Here is an 18,943-nt window from a genome sequence, read left to right on the forward strand (position 1 = left end):
CTCAAATCTTGCAAAAAGAGGTACCTTATAAGGCACCTCTGATAAAAATTAGTGGCGGAAGTGGCGCATACCCGTAAAGATCATCGCCATACCGTGCTCATCTGCGGCGGCAATCACTTCGTCATCACGCATCGAGCCGCCTGGCTGAATCACACACTTAATGCCAGCTTCTGCTGCTGCATCAATACCGTCACGGAATGGGAAGAAGGCATCAGAGGCCATGACACACCCTTCAACTTGTAGACCTTCGTCTGCCGCTTTAATGCCAGCAATCTTCGCTGAGTAGACGCGGCTCATTTGGCCAGCGCCCACACCAATGGTCATGTCGCCTTTAGAGTAAACAATCGCGTTCGATTTTACGTACTTCGCCACTTTCCAGCAGAATAGCGCGTCTTTGAGTTCTTCTTCCGTTGGCTGGCGCTTAGAGACGACTTTAAGGTCATCGAGGCTGACCATGCCTTGGTCGCGATCTTGAACCAGTAGGCCGCCGTTCACGCGTTTTACGTCAAAGCCCGTTGTCTTCGTTGTCCACTCGCCACACTCAAGCAGACGAACATTTTTCTTCGCTGCCACCACTTCCATCGCTTCAGCTGATACAGAAGGGGCAATGATCACTTCAACAAATTGACGCTCAACGATCGCTGTTGCCGTTTCTGCGTCTAGCTCTTGGTTGAAAGCGATGATGCCACCAAATGCAGAAGTAGGGTCGGTTTGGTAAGCGCGGTTGTACGCCTCTAGGATGTCCTTACCTAGCGCTACGCCACATGGGTTAGCGTGTTTGACGATCACACAAGCTGGCTCATTAAACTCTTTCACGCACTCAAGTGCTGCGTCAGTGTCTGCGATGTTGTTGTAAGAGAGGGCTTTACCTTGGATTTGGCGAGCGGTTGCAACCGATGCTTCTTGTGGGTTGGCTTCAACGTAGAAAGCCGCTGCTTGGTGGCTGTTCTCACCGTAGCGCATGTCTTGTTTTTTGATGAACTGCTGGTTGAAAGTGCGCGGGAATTTGCTCTCTTCATCACCCTCTTTGTTCTCTCCGTATGAAGGAACCATAGTGCCGAAGTAGTTCGCGATCATGCCGTCGTAAGCGGCGGTGTGCTCAAAGGCTGCGATAGCGAGGTCGAAGCGCGTTTCTAGAGTGAGGGACTTGTCGTTTGCATCCATTTCTGTGATGACGCGATGGTAGTCTGAAGCGTTGACAACGATAGTCACGTCTTTATGGTTTTTCGCCGCAGAGCGAACCATGGTTGGGCCACCGATGTCGATGTTTTCAACCGCGTCAGCCAGTGTGCAGCCTTCTTTGGCGACGGTTTCTGCGAATGGGTAGAGGTTAACCACCACCATGTCGATCGGGTTGATGCCGTGTTTTTCCATGACCTCATCGTCTTGGCCACGACGACCGAGCACACCACCGTGAACTTTCGGGTGAAGCGTTTTAACGCGACCGTCCATCATTTCTGGGAAACCAGTGTAGTCAGAGACTTCAGTGACTGCGATGCCTTGCTCTGCAAGTAAACGAGCAGTACCGCCAGTCGATAAGATATCGACACCGCGCTCAGCAAGAGCTTGCGCAAACTCAACAATACCGGTTTTGTCTGATACGCTGATAAGCGCACGGCGAATAGGACGAGCGTTGTTCATGCTTCCAATTTCCTCAAATTCACGGAGTTAAACTAAAGATATTTGCCAAAAATGAACTTGTTTTTACCTCTTGGGGTAAAATATTGGCCAGTTTTGGAAAAGACCTTTGTCTCGCTTTTCTGGTAAGAAGACAGTCTCCCTCATTTGATGGCGCGTATTCTAACCAATTTATTACATAAAAGCTCGCGCAATCGTTTGGCATCTCAAAAATAATTGCAAAAAACTCGAACTTTAAGAGAAAAAGTAACGAGATAGTTAATAAGGAAAGTTATGTTTCAGATAGGTGAACTGGCGAAACGTTGTGGTGTGAGCGCGGATACACTGCGTTTTTATGAAAAAAATGCCCTGATCAAGCCTGCGGGTCGTAGTGAATCCGGTTACCGTCTTTACAATCACGAAAACCAGAAGCAGGTGGGATTCATTTTAAAAGCCAAAGAACTCGGTTTGAGTTTGGAAGAGATCAAAGAGCTACTGGAGATCAAACTCGAAGCAACAGAACACAGTTGCGCCGAGGTGAAAGCGATCACTTCTGCTAAGTTGGCACTCATCGATGAGAAAATTGCCGAATTAAACAAAATTCGTCGGGCACTGAAAAAAATTAATGATGCGTGCTGTGGCCATGTGGAAGACAATGCCAGCCACTGCTCCATTCTTGCTGCTTTAGAATAACAGACGGCTTAGGCCATCGATGACCTAAGCCGCTCGTAAGCTTGCTCATTCTATTGGCGTTACACCTTGAACGCGGCAAAGTTGACTTGCAATTGCTTACCGCTAGCCATCAACTGCTCGCTCGCTGCAGCGACTTGATTGGCTTGTGCTGCCGTCTGCTCACTGTGATCGACAATTTGCAGAAGGTTGTGGTTGATGAGCTCGGTGGCGGACGTTTGCTCGCCACTGGCACGAGCAATGTGCTGGTTGAGCTGCAAAATGACCGCAATTTGCGCATCGATGTCACTTAGGGATTGCTGTGCCAAGCTGGCTTGTTGCTGGGTTTCGGTGGATTGATGCTGCGTTTGCTCCATCGATAAACAGACATCATTGGCGCGTTGTTGCAACTGCGCGATGATGTGTTGAATTTCATCGGTACTGCTGCTGGTGCGCGTAGCCAATGTGCGTACTTCGTCAGCGACCACCGCAAAGCCACGGCCTTGCTCACCGGCTCGGGCGGCTTCTATGGCTGCATTGAGTGCCAATAAGTTCGTTTGCTCGGCCACGCCGCGGATCACCTCCAAAACAGTACCTACTTTTTGAGTTTCCTTAGCTAACTCTTGTACATTGAGTTCTGTTTGGGTCACGGTGTGTGACAAGGCATGCATGTAGCCAGAGGCTTTTTCAATGATGGCACTGCCTTCTTTGCCTTTCTTTGAGGCATTCTGCGCTGCATTGGCCGCCTCTTGTGCTGAATCGGCCACTTGCATATTGCTATCATGCAGCTGCCTCATTGCGCTGGCGACGGAATCGACCGAGTGTTGCTGGGCGGTGGCTTTTTCGAGAGCATTTCTTGCTACTTGGGTCAACTCAGAGGCAGATCCAGTGACATCACGTGTAACAGGGGCAATGCCTTGCACGATGAGGCGGATCTTGCTGGTGAACTGGTTAAACGCTCGGGCGATTTGCGCTAACTCATCTTGGCCATCGGCAGGTAGCTGTTTGGTCAGGTCGCCATCACCTTGTGCAATATCCTCTAAAGCGCGCTGTGTCGCTCTACAAGGCTGGGTAATGCTGTTGCCTATCCATCCAGCTAGCAACAACATGACTGCGCCAGTCAGGCTCAATTGGAGAAGGGAAGCACGAATACGCTGCCACACCAGCGCTTCAACATCATCGATATAAACGCCACTGCCGGTAATCCATCCCCATGGCTGGAACATTTGCACATAAGAGACTTTTTCCACATCAACGTCCGAACCCGGTTTTGGCCACATGTAATGGACAAAGCCAGCCCCAGATGTTTTCGCCACCGAAACCATTTCAACAAACAGCGCCTTGCCCGTCGGATCTTTCACTGCGCTTAAACTCTTGCCGTTCAGTTGCGGTTTCATCGGGTGCATGATCATATTGGGCTGATCATCGTTAATCCAAAAGTAATCTTCTTTTTCATAGCGCAGCTGGCTAATGGCCGCCTTGGCTTGTGTTTGCGCCTCTTCGCGCGACAAGTGCCCAGCTTGTTCTTGTTGATAATAGTGCTGCTGCAAGCTCACGGCTGCTTCGACCAAATGGCGTGTTTTGACCTGCTTGGCTTCCATCAAATCACTTTGATAGGCATAAAGCAGTGCGATAAATGGAAGCAGCAATAGTGATGTAATCACGAAGGTGAGTACATAAAGCCGCTGTTTGATGTTAATGATGCGCAAGCTGGAACCGACCATACCAATCACTCCTTGAAGGTTGGGGGATACATTTGTTGATTGTTATTGTTTTTTCAATGTAACAAATTGATAACTGAACCGTATATGCGACCAAAGGCGAGATTTGAAAGTGATTACGGTTTTAAAGTAAAGGTTGAGTGGTGTTACAGGAGAAATGTGCTAGCACCCAGCAAAAGGCATAAGAACCGATAAAAGAAAACCGCCCGCGGAAAATTCCAGCGGGCGGTTTGAAAGCGATCAAACTAATCAGGGATTAGTTCATGCCGTATTTTTTCAGTTTCTTACGAAGAGTACCGCGGTTGATGCCCATCATAGTTGCTGCGCGAGTTTGGTTACCGCGAGTGTACTGCATGATGGTATCTAGTAGTGGCTGTTCAACTTCAGCTAGAACTAATTCATAAAGTTCAGTCACTTCTTGACCGTTTAGTTGAGCCAAGTAGTTTTTAAGAGACGCTTTAACAGAATCACGTAGTGGCTTTTGCGTGATTTGATCTTGTGATGTTACGGTAGTTACTGTTAAAGCTTCTGAAGTCAGATTTTGTTCGAACATATTCGGTCTAGCTCTTCTCTTAATTATGATGCAACGTTATCAAAATAACCTTCGAGCGCTTCAAGTTGCAGCATAGCTGCGTCGATAGCGTTGAAGGTACGGCGAAACTCACTCGCTTGCTCATGTTCTTTTAGATACCAACCCACGTGCTTACGCGCGATGCGAGGGCCTAAATACTCACCATAAAACTCATGGAGAGCCTGAACATGACCGAGCATAATGCTTTTCACTTCCTCAATCGGAAGTTCAGGCATTGTGGTGCCGTTTTCCAAATAGTGATGGATTTCCTGGAAAATCCAAGGACGACCCTGGGCAGGGCGTCCAATCATTAAAGCGTCTGCGCCGGTGTACTCCAGTACATACTTGGCTTTTTCCGGGCTATCGATATCACCGTTTGCGATAACCGGAATGGAAACTGCCTGTTTAACGGCTTTAATGCTGTCGTATTCGGCCTCACCTTTGTACATACAGGCTTTGGTTCTGCCATGCAGAGCAAGAGCTTGTATGCCGCAGTCTTCGGCTAATTTAGCGATGTGAATACAGTTTTTGTTTTCTGTATCCCAGCCAGTGCGGGTTTTCAACGTTACAGGAACGTCCACTGCGTCAACCACCGCTTTCAAAATCTGTTCGATAATGTCTGGGTATTTGAGCAGTGCGGAACCCGCCAGCTTTTTATTCACTTTTTTTGCTGGGCAACCCATGTTGATATCGATGATTTGCGCACCATTTTCAACACTGAATTGCGCGGCATCTGCCATCAGCTGTGGATCGCTGCCCGCGATTTGTACAGAGCGAATGCCCGATTCGCCTTCATGCACCATGCGTTGCTTTGACTTCGACGTTTTCCATAGTTGCGGATTAGAGGACATCATTTCACTGACGGCCATTCCCGCACCATAACGAAGGCACAACTCTCGAAACGGTCTATCCGTTACTCCGGCCATCGGCGCTACGATTAGTTTGTTCTTAAGTTGATAATTTCCGATCTTCAAAACGTCGTCACAGCTTCATACCAGCAAGGGCGCGCATTTTACGCATTTTTTTTCTGCGTGAAAAGACTAATATTTGAGCATTGACAAATTGTTTTTGCAATTTGTATGAATTTCAAACAATTAACCCTGAAAGTCTTATCTAGCCTTGCTTGCGACCAGAGATGCGACACCATTCACTTTGCTCAACGATCGGATCAATGTGAAGCTCGTCACGGTAATAGTTGGCTACGTCTTCTGCTTGGGTGTCTAGTACACCTGACATCGCCAATTGACCGTTGGGTTTGACTAGGCCCTTGATGATTGAAGAAAGCTCACGCAGTGGTGCCGCTAAAATGTTTGCAACAACGACGTCCGCAAGCAGACCTTCTGGTTGATCTTGAGGCAGATAAACATCCAGTTGATCGGCAACGCCATTACGTTGAGCGTTGTCTTTCGAAGCGAGAAGTGCTTGAGGATCAATGTCGATCCCGATGACTTTTTCTGCACCCAGTTTGATCGCTGCGATCGCCAAGATGCCAGAGCCGCAACCAAAATCGATAACGGTTTTACCTGAGAGATCAAGCCCTTCTAGCCACTCAAGACACAGTGCTGTGGTTGGGTGAGTACCTGTACCAAACGCAAGACCAGGATCCAGCATCACGTTCACGGCGGTTGGATCGGGAATGTCACGCCAGCTTGGGCAGATCCACAAACGCTGACCAAATTTCATTGGGTGGAAGTTGTCCATCCACTCACGTTCCCAATCTTTGTCTTCTAGCTGCTCAATTTTGTAAGCAAAGCCTTCAGCCAGCATGTTGCTTGCTTTGATTTGCGACATGATGAGTTGAGTGTCTGCTTCCGCATCGTACAGTGCCAGGACATCCGTATCACCCCAAAGACGCGTTTCACCAGGCAGTGGCTCGAAGACCGGGGTATCGTGCGCATCTAAGAAAGTCACTGATAGCGCGCCAGTCTCTTCCATAAGCATATCGCCGATAAGCTCAGCGTTTTCGTTGGTCGCATTGAGTTTGATTTGAATCCAAGGCATGAGTGCATACTCTTAATGTTTAAATTTGGCGCAGAGTTTAGCAGACTTTCCCTGCAAACGAAAAAATCCGCTCAATGAAAAATGCCCACCGAAGTGGGCATGGTAACCAGTGCGTTCAGCTTAGTGCTGAAGGCCGAGTTTTTTCTCTAGGTAGTGGATGTTGGCACCACCGTGCTGGAAGTTTTCATCGTTCATGATGCTCACTTGCAGCGGAATGTTGGTCTTGATGCCTTCAATGAACATCTCACCTAGGGCGTTCTTCATACGTGCAATCGCAACGTCACGGTTTTCACCGTAAGTGATCAGCTTACCGATCATTGAATCGTAGTGCGGTGGCACGGTGTAGCCGCTGTAGATGTGCGATTCCCAACGAACACCCATACCGCCTGGTGCGTGGAAGCGTTCAATCTTACCTGGCGATGGCAGGAAGCGCTCTGGGTCTTCCGCGTTGATACGACATTCAATCGCATGGCCACGGATCTTAATATCGCTCTGCGTGAACGACAGAGGCTGGCCCGCCGCAACGCGCAGCTGCTCTTTGATCAGGTCAACACCAGTTACCATTTCCGTCACTGGGTGCTCAACCTGAATACGCGTGTTCATTTCAATGAAGTAGAACTCACCGTTTTCGTAGAGGAACTCGAATGTACCAGCGCCGCGGTAGCCGATTTCCACACAAGCACGGGTACAACGCTCGCCGATGTACTTGCGCATCTCTTCAGTAATACCTGGAGCTGGTGCTTCTTCAACAACCTTTTGGTGACGACGCTGCATTGAACAGTCACGCTCACCTAAGTGGATTGCGCCGCCTTGACCATCGGCAATGACTTGAACTTCAACGTGACGAGGGTTTTCTAGGAATTTCTCCATGTAAACCATGTCGTTGTTGAATGCTGCTTTTGCTTCTGCACGGGTCATGGCAATCGCCTGAACGAGGTCCGCTTCTTTACGAACTACACGCATACCACGACCGCCGCCACCACCAGAGGCTTTGATGATCACTGGGTAACCAATACGTTTCGCGTGTGCTCGGTTTTTCACTTCGTCGTTATCAAGTGGACCATCAGAACCTGGTACACACGGAACGCCCGCTTTTTTCATTGCAGTGATAGCCGATACTTTGTCACCCATCATGCGGATGGTGTCCGCTTTTGGCCCTACAAAGATGAAACCGCTACGTTCTACTTGCTCTGCAAAGTCTGCGTTTTCAGACAAGAAACCGTAACCTGGGTGGATCGCCACCGCGCCAGTCACTTCTGCTGCTGAAATAATGCGAGGAATGTTCAGATAGCTGTCGATACCACGAGCAGGGCCGATACACACGGTTTCATCTGCCAGCAGTACGTGTTTTAGATCGCGATCGGCGGTGGAGTGCACGGCAACGGTTTTGATGCCGAGTTCTTTACACGCGCGAAGGATACGAAGTGCGATTTCACCTCGGTTCGCGATGACTACTTTATCTAGCATAGCGAACTCCGCTTATTCGATAACTACAAGTGGTTGGTCAAACTCAACAGGCTGGCCGTCTTCAACAAGAATTGCTGTTACCACGCCAGATTTGTCGGCTTCGATTTGGTTCATCATCTTCATCGCTTCAACGATGCACAGTGTTTGACCTGCAGTCACAGATTGGCCCACTTCGATGAATGCTTTTGCATCTGGACTTGGAGAGCGGTAGAAAGTACCGACCATTGGAGAAAGAACTTGGTGACCAGCAGGTACTGCCGCCGCAGCTGGCGCTGCTTCTGCAGTGGCTACAGGCGCAGCTGCAACTGGCGCAGGTTGAGCAACAGGTGCCGCAGCGTAGTGCATTGGTGCAGGCGCTGCCATCATTTGACCGTGGCGACTGATGCGTACCGATTCTTCGCCTTCAGAGATTTCTAGCTCAGCAATGCCAGATTCTTCAACTAGTTCGATAAGCTTTTTGATTTTACGAATATCCATCTTTTTTTTCTCTTTTATCTTGTGAGTAAGACAACCCTAAAGGGTTGCAGAGTGTTGGGTTTACTTTGCCTGCAGACGAGCAATGGCTGCCGACAGAGCGAATTCATAGCCTTGCGCCCCTAAGCCACAAATCACACCGACCGCTTTGTCCGACAAGTAAGAGTGATGTCGGAATGGCTCGCGAGCGTGTACGTTGGAGAGGTGCACTTCAATAAAAGGGATGGCAACACCCAGTAGCGCATCACGTAGTGCAACACTGGTGTGAGTAAAAGCCGCCGGATTGATGATGATGAAGTCGACATTGCCGTATGCGGCATGGATGGCTTCAATCAATTCATACTCACGATTCGATTGCAGGTGTTCGAGCTCGATGCCTGCAGTTTGCGCCTGTTGTGTCAGCATATCGACGATTTGCGGCAAAGTTTGGTGACCGTAATGACCCGGCTCACGCAAACCCAGCAGGTTAATATTTGGACCGTTCAGGACCAGAATTCGTGATTTTGCAGACATGTTGACGCTATCTTCCTTTAACGTGAGTGGAACCAGCATATTCCCAAAAATACGAGAAATCGGCACGAGATTTTTGTAAAAAACGCGCAAATTTTTCAAAATCGACCAAGATTATAGCCAATTCATTACAATTAGCAGCAATTTACTGGTCTAATCTCCCTGTTTGCCGTGGATTTTCTGTAACCAGCTTAACAAAAAACAAGATTAACCTTTCTTACAGTATGGGTAATGATAACGGCAAACAAAAAAGCCACTCTTATGTAGAGTGGCTTTGAGGGTGTTTTGTTTAAAACGGATTAAACCAGTTCGGCTTTTTCTGCGATCAGTTTATCAACTACGCTTGGATCGGCCAGTGTCGAGGTGTCACCCAAGTTGCTGGTATCTCCCGTGGCGATCTTACGCAAAATACGGCGCATGATTTTGCCTGAACGGGTTTTCGGTAGTGCATCCGTCCAATGCAGTACGTCTGGTGTCGCGATTGGACCAATCTCTTTACGGACCCAATCTTTCACTTCTTTGTGCAGCTCGGCGGTTGGATACTCGCCCGCATTGAGCGTGACGTAGGCGTAAATTGCTTGGCCTTTGATGTCGTGTGGAATGCCAACAATCGCTGCTTCGGCAATTTTCGGGTGGGCCACGAGTGCGGATTCAATTTCCGCTGTGCCCATTCGGTGGCCTGAAACGTTTAATACGTCATCCACACGGCCTGTGATCCAGTAGTAACCGTCTTCATCGCGGCGCGCACCGTCTCCGGTAAAGTACATGCCTTTAAAGGTTGAGAAGTAGGTTTGTTCGAAACGCTCATGGTCACCATAAACCGTGCGCATTTGGCCTGGCCAAGAATCGAGGATAACCAGGTTGCCTTCTGCGGCTTGGTCTTCGATCACGTTACCCATGTTGTCCACTAGAGCAGGCTGAACGCCAAAGAATGGGCGCGTTGCAGAACCCGGTTTCAGCGCCGTTGCACCTGGCAGTGGTGTGATCAAAATGCCGCCGGTTTCGGTTTGCCACCAAGTATCGACAATCGGTGATTTCTCGTTGCCGATGGTTTTGTAGTACCACTCCCACGCTTCCGGGTTAATCGGTTCACCCACTGAACCCATGATGCGTAGGCTGCTACGATCCGTACCTTCGATTGCTTCGTTGCCTTTTGCCATCAGCGCACGAATGGCTGTTGGCGCAGTGTACAGAATATTCACTTGGTGCTTGTCGACCACTTCGCTCATGCGGCTGGTGTTTGGATAGTTTGGCACGCCTTCAAAGAGAATGGTTTTGGCGCCGTTTGCCAGTGGACCGTAAACCAGATACGTGTGGCCAGTGATCCAACCCACGTCGGCTGTACACCAGAAAGTTTCGCCAGGTTGGTAGTCAAACACGTACTTAAAGGTCATGGTCGCGTAGACCAAATAGCCGCCCGTGGTGTGCAGCACGCCTTTCGGTTTGCCAGTTGAGCCTGACGTGTAGAGGATGAACAGTGGATCTTCAGCTTTCATCTCTTCTGGTGGACAAATGTCGGAAACTTTTGCAGTTGCTTCGTGCCACCAAACATCACGATGTTCGTGCCAATCAATGTTGCCGCCAGTGCGCTTGAACACCACCACTTTGCTGATGGTTTTCACTTCAGGGTTCGTCAGTGCTTCGTCGACGTTCTTTTTCAGCGGCACCGCGCGACCACCACGAACGCCTTCGTCGGCAGTGATGACGACTTTGGCATCGGAGTCAATGATGCGGCCAGCCAGTGCTTCTGGCGAGAAACCACCAAAGACGATGGTATGCACCGCACCGATGCGGGTACAGGCCAACATGGCAACCGCGGCCTCAGGGACCATTGGCATGTAGAGACACACCACATCGCCTTTGCGTACGCCTTGTTCTTTCAGTGCGTTGGAGAAGCGACACACTTCTTGATGAAGCTGTTTGTAGGTCAGTGTTTTGTCGTCCGCTGGATTGTCGCCTTCCCAAATGATGGCAACGTCATCCCCACGTTCTGCTAGGTGGCGGTCAATACAGTTTGCTGAGACATTGAGCGTGCCATCTTCAAACCAGCGAATATCAACGTGGCCAGTGTCAAAAGACGTTTGTTTGACTTTGGTGAAGGGTTTAATCCAGTCAACAATTTTGCCGTGTTCACTCCAGAAACCTTCAGGGTCAGTGACTGACTGCTGGTACATGGCTAGGTAGGTATCATTATCCGCATGGGTGTGGGCTTTGATGTTCTCTTTTACCGGATAAATGTGGGCTTCACTCATTGTCTTTCTCCTTGTGCCTTTGCCTTCGTGATGCGGTTTGATGATGTTTTAAACACGCCTCAATCACGAAAGGGGGAATCCGTATGCCTCTAACTGTCAATCAGTTGGAGGCTTTCGACAATTAGACTTTAGGATATAGCGGGGTTTGGTTGTGGCATTTAATAAGTGAAATTCACGACGAAACGTAAGGAAATGATAGGCTTGGCAAGTCGCCACGAGTGAGTCGCACAAACACCAAAGCTGCAGCAATCGCATCTTGCAGCGCATCGTGTTTGTCTTGGATGGGTAAATCGAGGTGTTTGCAAATCGCATCCAAACTCAAATCGAAATAGGCGTTGGGTAGGTGTTTTTCCAGCTTGTCATGATAGATCTGGCTGACTTCCACCAGCGGATTAGCTAAGGGAAAACCGAGGTGGCGTAAGCAGGCTAAATCGAGAATCTTCTTATCGTAGCGGATGTGGTAGCCCACCAATGGGCGATTGCCGATGAAATCAATCAGTTTGAGCAGCGCTTCTTTCTCGCTCAGCCCATCGACCAAGTCTTGGTGGCGGATCTTGTGAATTTTCACTGAACCAGAATCGAGAGACTGTGGCGCACGCAAACGCACTTCGAACGGTTTACTGGTGATGATGCGATTGTCGATGATTTTGGTCGCGGCAATGGTGACTAACTCCGCGCGATTGGGATCAAGGCTGGTGGTTTCACAGTCGAGAGAGACATACTCTTTGTTATTGGGCGTGCAAAACAGCGACTGATAGGGCGACCCTTTCAATCGATAGTACCAGTATTGACGACGAAACCAGTTCATACAAAATCCTGCGCGCGTAAGACCTTAGCCGTATAGCCTTTGGTCGTGATGGTCCATTGAGCCAAGTTAATCTTTGATTTGATAGTGATAACCCAGCCACTGTTTGAATTTTTTCACCACGTGCAAACTGTGGCGCAGTAAATCTCGCTCAGTACGATCGAGCAGTTTTAAGTTGAGTTTGTTGTTGCTGTGTTGCTCGGCAAGTTGCTGCGCCAAGCGCAGTTTAAAAAACAGCTTGAGCGCTTCGCTTAGGTTTGCGGCCGTGCTTTTTTCTAACACTTTGCGTGCCACTAACCCCTCAATACGGTCGAAGGTGTTGTTTTCTTGCAGTGCGTACTCCAAGCTCAAAGCGCGAATGCCATGAACAATAGGGAAGATGCCACCTTGTTTGATGTCGAGGCCGCTTTTGTCGGCTTTGACGTTGCCAAAGAGGGTGAGGGGAACTGAAAAGTTCAATGCAGGTCGAGTGAACTCGGTCAAAATCAGTTCTTGATCCGCCATCAACTCGGAGAGGTGCTGTTTCACGGGCTCAAGCAATGCCTTATTGCCCGCCACAGCATGTGCATCGGCAAAAATCGCTAAATCCATCACCGTTTCTGGTTTGGCGCTGCGTACCCACGCGGTGAGCGTTTTGCGCCAATCGCTCTGACTTTTGACCCACTTAGGGTTATTGACCATCACATTGCCAGGGCAAAGCGGATAGCCAAGTTGCTGCAAGGTGTGTGTCAGTTGCTGCATCACCCCGTTACTTTGTTGCCATTCCAAACCATCTTTGATGATCAGTGCGTTGTCTTGGTCGGTTTTGAGGATTTGTTCCCCACGCCCTTCTGAGCCTAAAACGATCAAACAACAGTGATCGTGAAGGGCGGGTGGAACAACCAACTCAAACGCTTTCTCGATAATCTGTTCATTGACGGCGGAAATCAGCTCCATGATGAAGCGGGTGCGAATGCCGTTTTTCAGCAAACTTTCCACTAACTGACGCTGGCGATTCGACGCTAAGGCGAGCTCTTCAACGCAGGAAGCGCGCGCGATGCTCAAAGTGAGCACGTGGGAATGGGTGGAGAAGGCGCTGAGAATTTGCGTCATGTCCAACATGCCTACGGCTTGATGACCATCGCACACCATGAGGCGCTTCATGCGATTGCGTGTCATGGTGATCATCGCATTAAAGAGAAAATCACCATCATCGACATGGAAAACGGGGAAGGTGGCAATATCGCCCACTGGCGTGTCGAGTGGCTTGTCATCCAGCATCACTGAGTGGAGCATGTTGGTGCGAGTGACAATCGCATAAGGGTGAGCGTTGGGATGGTTGAGTAGCCGCTCATCGTCGTCATTGAGGCGCACCAAGGCGGCATCAATGCCATTCTCTTTGAGTGTGCGCGTAACCTGATTGATCGGCATCTCAGGCGACAAAATTTTCGGCGGATGATAAATGGCTTTATCAACTTTGGTGAGAATGAATTCGGCAAGATTTTGTTGCTGCTGCGCTGCCTCTATCAGCTCTTGGCGCTTGGCGAGGTTGTTATCAAAATAAGCGGCGAATTGGCCGTTTTCATTGTACAGCTCGAGAAAAATGGCCTTGGGCAGCAAATAGCTTAAGGTATCTTCGAGCGCGACATACTGATGACGCACGGTTGGTTCAAACAAGGCGCGCACATCAAACATATCGTCATTGGCATAGTGAGCAAACACTTCTTGTTGGTTGGCAGAGCGCTCTTCGACCGCGCCTTTGATCAAGATATGCAGATGCGGAGACGGTTGCCCCGCGGCGAGCACCACATCTTTAGTGCGAAAATAGGCCACATCCAGTGAAGAACGTAAGAGGTGTTGTTGCCCCTCGCTCAAGCGATCAAACGGGGGCGATTGCATATTAAATTTATCAGGCATGGCAGCATCCAAAACCAGCAAGGCATATGCTGTAAGTCTGACAAATTTCTCCTGACTCTCCAGACGACTTTGGTCTAATTCACTCCAATTAGGCCGATTAGAGGAAACAATCTGTGGCGGAGAATTCCCTTTTTCTCATCTACAAGGCAAGTCATAATGACGCCGATTTTTCTCTCGTCAGTTTTTAGGTCAACAGACCCTAGGATCACCATCATGTTCAAACCGTCTCCTTATGGATGGATTTCGCAATATTTTCTCGGTTTCTTTTTTGCCTATGGCGTCTATCTGCCATTTTGGTCGCTGTGGTTTAAAGAACAGGGCGTCTCCTCCACGGACATCGGTTTGCTGGTCGGTATTGGCTTAGCGACACGCTGTGTGGCGAACATGGTGATCACGCCACGTATCCATAAGGCCGAGCACATTATGCCGGCGCTCCGTTGGCTCAGTTTTGCTGCGCTGATTTTTGTCGGTTTCCACTTCTTTACGGGTGGCAGTTTTTGGCTGATGGCGTTAGCGACGGTATTGTTTAACTTGTGTTGTGGCCCAGTCGTGCCGTTATCCGATGCGCTTGCCAACTACTACGCAAGATTGAAGATGCTCGATTATGGTCGCACCCGTTTGTGGGGCTCGATCGCCTTTATCGCGGGCTCGACCGTGGTGGGGTATCTGATTTCCCTCTATGGCACCGACATGATTCTGTACACCGCCTTGGTGGGGGTGTTTGTTTCCTTGCTGTTGAGTATGCGCAGTGCCAATGTGATGCCGGTGACGCGCAGCGAACATCACAGTGAAAGACCGAAGCTGACGCAACTGCTGACCGACGGCCCTGTGGTGAAATTTTTGCTACTGGCGGCTCTGATTCAAGGCAGCCATGCCGCGTATTACAGCTTTAGTGCGATCTACTGGCAGCAAGCGGGCCATTCGGAAGAGATCATCGGCTATTTGTGGAGCCTTGGTGTGGTATCGGAAGTGGCGGTGTTTGCGTTGAGTAAGCGCTTGTTTGCGGGCTGGTCGCTGCGTGCGTTGTTTGTCGCGGCATCGATTGGCGTCATGTTGCGTTGGGGCATTACCGCCTCGACCACGCTGTTGTTGGGTTTGGTGTTGGTGCAGTTGCTGCACGGCGTGACATTTGCGATGGCGCACATCGCTGCCATTCAATACATTCAAAACTCAGAAGAGCACAAAATGGTGGCGCTACAAGCACTGTACAACGCATTGCCACTGGGCGCCTTTATTGCGGCGATGACGGCCTTTAGTGGTTGGGGCTTTGAGCTCTGGGGGGCGAACGTATTCTGGGTGATGGCGGCCATGGGGCTGGTGGCACTGTTTATCAAAGTCGCACCTGTCACCAGCCAAGTTCAGGATATTAGCGTGGCGAAAGCGGAGCCCAATGCACAGAATTAATCCTAAGAGATTGAGATTAAAAACTATCCTTAGTTAAATGAAACCTCTCCCGTATGGAGAGGTTTTTTATTGACCAAGAGAAAGGATGTCACATGCAAGGATGGTTGGTGATACCCGTATCGTTAGCGTATTTAGGAGTGTTGTTCCTCATCGCTTGGTATGGAGATAGGCAAAAAAATTGGTTGGCACGTTGGCGGCCTTGGATCTACAGCCTATCGATTGCGGTTTACTGCACCTCTTGGACGTTTTACGGCACGGTGGGGCAGGCGAGCAATAATCCTTGGTCTTTCTTGCCGATCTACATTGCACCGATTCTGGTCTTTACCCTTGGTTGGCGCGTCTTAGCGCGGCTCATTCTTGTTGCCAAGCGCGAACACATTACCTCGATAGCGGATTTTATTGCTGCGCGCTATGGCAAATCGCAAGGGCTTGCTGTGGTGGTGACCTTGATCGCCGTGGTGGGGATTTTGCCCTATATCGCCCTGCAATTGCGTGGCATCACCATGGGGCTTGAGATTATCGCACCCGATCTCTCGAGCCGTTTTGGCTATCAAGATTCTGGCGTTTCTTGGTTTGTGGTGGGGGCTCTCGCGGTATTCACCATGCTGTTTGGCACCCGTCATATCGACAACACCGAGCATCACCGCGGCATGATGATGGCGATAGCTTTTGAATCGATCGTTAAGCTGGTGGCATTTCTCGTGGTGGGAATGTTTATCGTCTGGCTGGCGATGCAGCATCAAGAGGTCGATCTCAGCAGTGTTGCCGCCGCCACGTATCAATCACCCAATATCGCCACCTTGCTGATCCATACTTTGCTGACCATGCTGGCGATTGTCTGTTTGCCGCGTCAGTTTCACACCATGGTGGTGGAAAATGAACGCGCGCAAGATCTGCATACCGCGCGTTGGCTCTTCCCGCTGTATCTGATTTTGATGGGCATTTTTGTTCTGCCGATTGCGTGGGCGGGGCAAAGCTTGCTCTCTGGCAGCCCTGCCGATACTTATGTGATCAGCTTGCCGATGGCGTTTGGTGCAAATGACATCGCCTTGTTGGCCTTCCTTGGCGGCACGTCCGCAGCCAGTGGCATGGTGATTGTCTCTACCATCGCGCTCGCCATCATGGTGTCCAACGATTTGGTGATGCCGTTACTGCTGCGTCGTATGCGCCTGTCTAACCGTAATCACCACCATTTTTCAGGCTTATTACTGCGCATTCGTCGGGCGTTGATTCTGGTGTTGTTAATTGGTGCGTGGGGCTTCTACCAAGCACTGGACGCGATTCATTCACTCTCAGCGATTGGCTTTCTCTCATTTGCCGCGATCACCCAGTTTGCCCCGGCCTTGATTGGTGGTATGTACTGGCGTCAAGGTAACCGAAAAGGGGTGTATGTGGGCTTGGCGGCGGGCTTTACCTTATGGTTGATTACGTTGATGAGCCAAACCGACATGTTGGCCGGGAATGCGCAGAGCAACTTGCTGATTTGGTTGATTACACCACCAGATGTATTAGGGGAGATGGGCGTTAAGGCCTCTGACTGGGGGATGTTCCTCAGTGTTACCGTTAACGCGCTCTGCTTCCTTGTCGTTTCGATGCTAACCCGTCCAAGCCTAAGTGAGCGCTTACAATCGGCGTCTTTTGTTGGTACGCCATTGCCTGAAAATGAAAACATCAGCCTCTATCAAAGCCGCGTCACCGTGGGCGAGCTAGAGATGCTGGCCTCCCGCTTTGTTGGGCGCAATCGGGTGAAAAATGCCTTTGCTCACTATTGGTCGCAGCAAAGAGAAACCTTATTGCCGAACCAACAAGCTCCCTCAACTTTGATTCGTCATACTGAGCGGGTATTGGCTGGGGTGTTTGGGGCTTCGTCGGCGAAGTTAGTCCTTACTTCGGCGCTACAAGGCAGAAACATGCAATTGGAGGAAGTCGCGACCATCGTCGATGAAGCGTCTGAGTTGTATGATTTTAGCCGTGGTCTACTGCAAGGGGCGATTGAGCATATTGGCCAAGGCATTGCCGTGGTGGACAAACAGCTTAGGCTGGTGGCGTGGAACCAACGCTATTTGGAACTGTTTGAGTTTCCGCCGGGGCTGATACAAGTGGGCCGACCGATTGCCGATGTGATTCGTCATAATGCCGAGCAAGGTTTATGTGGCCCTGGAGATCCAGAAGATCATGTGCGTCGTCGAGTCTACCATTTGGAACAAGGCACGCGGCATACCTCGTCACGCATTCGCCCCGATGGACGCGTGATTGAAGTGCAAGGTAACCCCATGCCCGGCGGCGGCTTTGTGATGAGCTTTACCGATATCACAGTGTTCCGTGATGCAGAACAAGCACTGAAAGAAGCCAATGAAACGCTCGAAGAACGTGTTCATTTACGCACAAGAGAGCTTGAGCAACTGAACAAGCAGTTGGTGGTGGCAACGCAGCGTTCGGATCTGGAATCGCGCTCAAAATCGCGCTTTTTGGCAGCGGTGAGTCACGACTTGATGCAACCACTCAACGCGGCGCGTCTGTTTGCCTCATCACTCTCGGAAGTAGCCAAGGACGATGAAAGCCGCAAGCTGGCGCATCACATTGAAAGCGCCCTTGGGGCTGCGGAAGATTTGATTGGTGATTTGCTGGATATCTCGCGACTGGAGTCAGGCAAGTTGGATGTGCACGTGCATGGCTTTGCTGTCAATGATGTGTTGTCGAATTTGAATGCGGAATTCAGTGCTCTGGCCAAACAACAAGGCATCGAGTTTTGCATGATCCCGTCGTCACTCAACGTCACATCTGATCCAAAATTGCTGCGCCGTGTGGTGCAAAATTTCCTAACCAATGCGTTTCGCTATAGCCCTAATGGCAAGGTTGCGCTTGGGGTGCGCCGAGTCGGTGAACGGGTGCGTATCGATGTATGGGATAACGGGATGGGCATTGAAGAAGATAAGCAGCAAGAGATCTTTGAAGAGTTCAGCCGTGGCACCCAAGTGCGCTCCGATCAAGGATTGGGCCTAGGGCTGGCTATTTCCAAAGGCATCGCGCAAGTGTTGGGGCATGAGATTTCGATGCGTTCATGGCATGGCCGCGGCAGTGTGTTCTCTATTACTCTGGATCGTGCCCAGCAAGTGCAAGCGTTGCCAATGGCGGAGCCTGCCCAAGCGCAATCTGAGTTAAGTCACTTACGTATTCTGTGTGTCGATAATGAGCCCGATATTTTGGTTGGTATGGAGAATCTTTTGGCGCGTTGGGGGTGTGAAGTGAAAACCGCTACTGACATTGTGCAAAGTTTGAAAGCACTGGACGGTGGCTGGCATCCGGATGTGATTTTCTCCGACTATCGTCTTGATGAAGGTCGCACAGGTTTAGAAGTGCTCCAGCAATGTAAGCTTAGATTGGGCAGCCGTTTTGAAGGGGTGATCATCAGCGCCGACCGCACCGATGATATGATGCAAGGCATCAAAGCCAATGGCTTTAGCTTTATTGCCAAACCCGTTAAACCGCTCAAGCTGAGAGCGGTGTTGAATCGTGTAAATTATTAACCCAAAGACCTCATAAGAGGTCTTTTTAG

14 protein-coding genes are annotated in these 18,943 nt (G+C 49.9%); 3 read left to right on the forward strand and 11 right to left on the reverse strand.

Annotation, left to right across the window (positions count from 1 at the left end):
- Positions 1–48 precede the first annotated feature (48 nt).
- Positions 49–1,641, reverse strand: a complete 1,593-nt coding sequence (purH, locus tag AOT11_RS07875) for a bifunctional phosphoribosylaminoimidazolecarboxamide formyltransferase/IMP cyclohydrolase (protein ID WP_017419777.1) — start codon at positions 1,639–1,641, stop codon at positions 49–51.
- A gap of 270 nt (positions 1,642–1,911) precedes the next feature.
- On the opposite strand from purH, the gene zntR reads away from it, so the two are divergent.
- Positions 1,912–2,310 (forward strand): Zn(2+)-responsive transcriptional regulator, encoded by a 399-nt coding sequence (gene zntR, locus AOT11_RS07885; protein ID WP_017419776.1) that lies wholly within the window; start codon positions 1,912–1,914, stop codon positions 2,308–2,310.
- Between the two features lie 59 nt (positions 2,311–2,369).
- Here zntR and AOT11_RS07890 read toward each other — a convergent pair whose 3' ends face one another.
- The 10 genes from AOT11_RS07890 to AOT11_RS07935 all read right to left on the reverse strand — a co-directional run bounded on the left by AOT11_RS07890 (position 2,370) and on the right by AOT11_RS07935 (position 13,983).
- Entirely contained in the window at positions 2,370–4,010 is a 1,641-nt protein-coding gene (locus AOT11_RS07890; RefSeq protein ID WP_026050342.1) for a methyl-accepting chemotaxis protein, read from the reverse strand.
- 253 nt (positions 4,011–4,263) lie between these two features.
- Positions 4,264–4,560: a DNA-binding transcriptional regulator Fis gene (gene fis / locus AOT11_RS07895; RefSeq protein WP_000462885.1), complete on the reverse strand. Its 297-nt coding sequence runs from the start codon at positions 4,558–4,560 to the stop codon at positions 4,264–4,266.
- A 23-nt stretch (positions 4,561–4,583) separates the two neighbouring features.
- Positions 4,584–5,552, reverse strand: a complete 969-nt coding sequence (gene dusB, locus AOT11_RS07900; RefSeq protein ID WP_011079218.1) for a tRNA dihydrouridine synthase DusB — start codon at positions 5,550–5,552, stop codon at positions 4,584–4,586.
- Between the two features lie 139 nt (positions 5,553–5,691).
- Complete coding sequence (gene prmA / locus AOT11_RS07905; RefSeq protein ID WP_011151370.1) at positions 5,692–6,579, reverse strand: 50S ribosomal protein L11 methyltransferase; 888 nt, start codon at positions 6,577–6,579, stop codon at positions 5,692–5,694.
- A gap of 120 nt (positions 6,580–6,699) precedes the next feature.
- The gene (gene accC / locus AOT11_RS07910; RefSeq protein WP_017419774.1) at positions 6,700–8,046 is read right to left on the reverse strand and encodes an acetyl-CoA carboxylase biotin carboxylase subunit; all 1,347 of its coding nucleotides are present in this window, start codon (positions 8,044–8,046) and stop codon (positions 6,700–6,702) included.
- Positions 8,047–8,058: 12 nt separating this feature from the next.
- Positions 8,059–8,523 carry an acetyl-CoA carboxylase biotin carboxyl carrier protein gene (gene accB, locus AOT11_RS07915; protein ID WP_011079221.1) on the reverse strand — a complete coding sequence of 155 codons (465 nt, stop codon included), beginning with the start codon at positions 8,521–8,523 and terminating at the stop codon, positions 8,059–8,061.
- A 60-nt stretch (positions 8,524–8,583) separates the two neighbouring features.
- Positions 8,584–9,033: a type II 3-dehydroquinate dehydratase gene (gene aroQ / locus AOT11_RS07920; protein ID WP_026050341.1), complete on the reverse strand. Its 450-nt coding sequence runs from the start codon at positions 9,031–9,033 to the stop codon at positions 8,584–8,586.
- A gap of 296 nt (positions 9,034–9,329) precedes the next feature.
- Positions 9,330–11,282 (reverse strand): acetate--CoA ligase, encoded by a 1,953-nt coding sequence (gene acs, locus AOT11_RS07925; RefSeq protein ID WP_017419772.1) that lies wholly within the window; start codon positions 11,280–11,282, stop codon positions 9,330–9,332.
- 172 nt (positions 11,283–11,454) lie between these two features.
- Complete coding sequence (locus AOT11_RS07930) at positions 11,455–12,090, reverse strand: 3'-5' exonuclease (protein WP_017419771.1); 636 nt, start codon at positions 12,088–12,090, stop codon at positions 11,455–11,457.
- A gap of 66 nt (positions 12,091–12,156) precedes the next feature.
- Positions 12,157–13,983, reverse strand: coding sequence for a DUF294 nucleotidyltransferase-like domain-containing protein (locus AOT11_RS07935; protein WP_026050340.1), 1,827 nt, complete (start codon positions 13,981–13,983; stop codon positions 12,157–12,159).
- A gap of 213 nt (positions 13,984–14,196) precedes the next feature.
- Between AOT11_RS07935 and AOT11_RS07940 the strand changes: the two genes are divergently transcribed.
- Both AOT11_RS07940 and AOT11_RS07945 read left to right on the forward strand, forming a co-directional pair.
- Positions 14,197–15,387 (forward strand): 3-phenylpropionate MFS transporter, encoded by a 1,191-nt coding sequence (locus AOT11_RS07940; protein WP_026050339.1) that lies wholly within the window; start codon positions 14,197–14,199, stop codon positions 15,385–15,387.
- Between the two features lie 92 nt (positions 15,388–15,479).
- Positions 15,480–18,914, forward strand: a complete 3,435-nt coding sequence (locus AOT11_RS07945; protein WP_026050338.1) for a PAS domain-containing hybrid sensor histidine kinase/response regulator — start codon at positions 15,480–15,482, stop codon at positions 18,912–18,914.
- Positions 18,915–18,943: the final 29 nt, after the last annotated feature.

The organism is Vibrio vulnificus NBRC 15645 = ATCC 27562, assembly GCF_002224265.1.
In the GTDB taxonomy this organism is placed as follows: domain Bacteria; phylum Pseudomonadota; class Gammaproteobacteria; order Enterobacterales; family Vibrionaceae; genus Vibrio; species Vibrio vulnificus.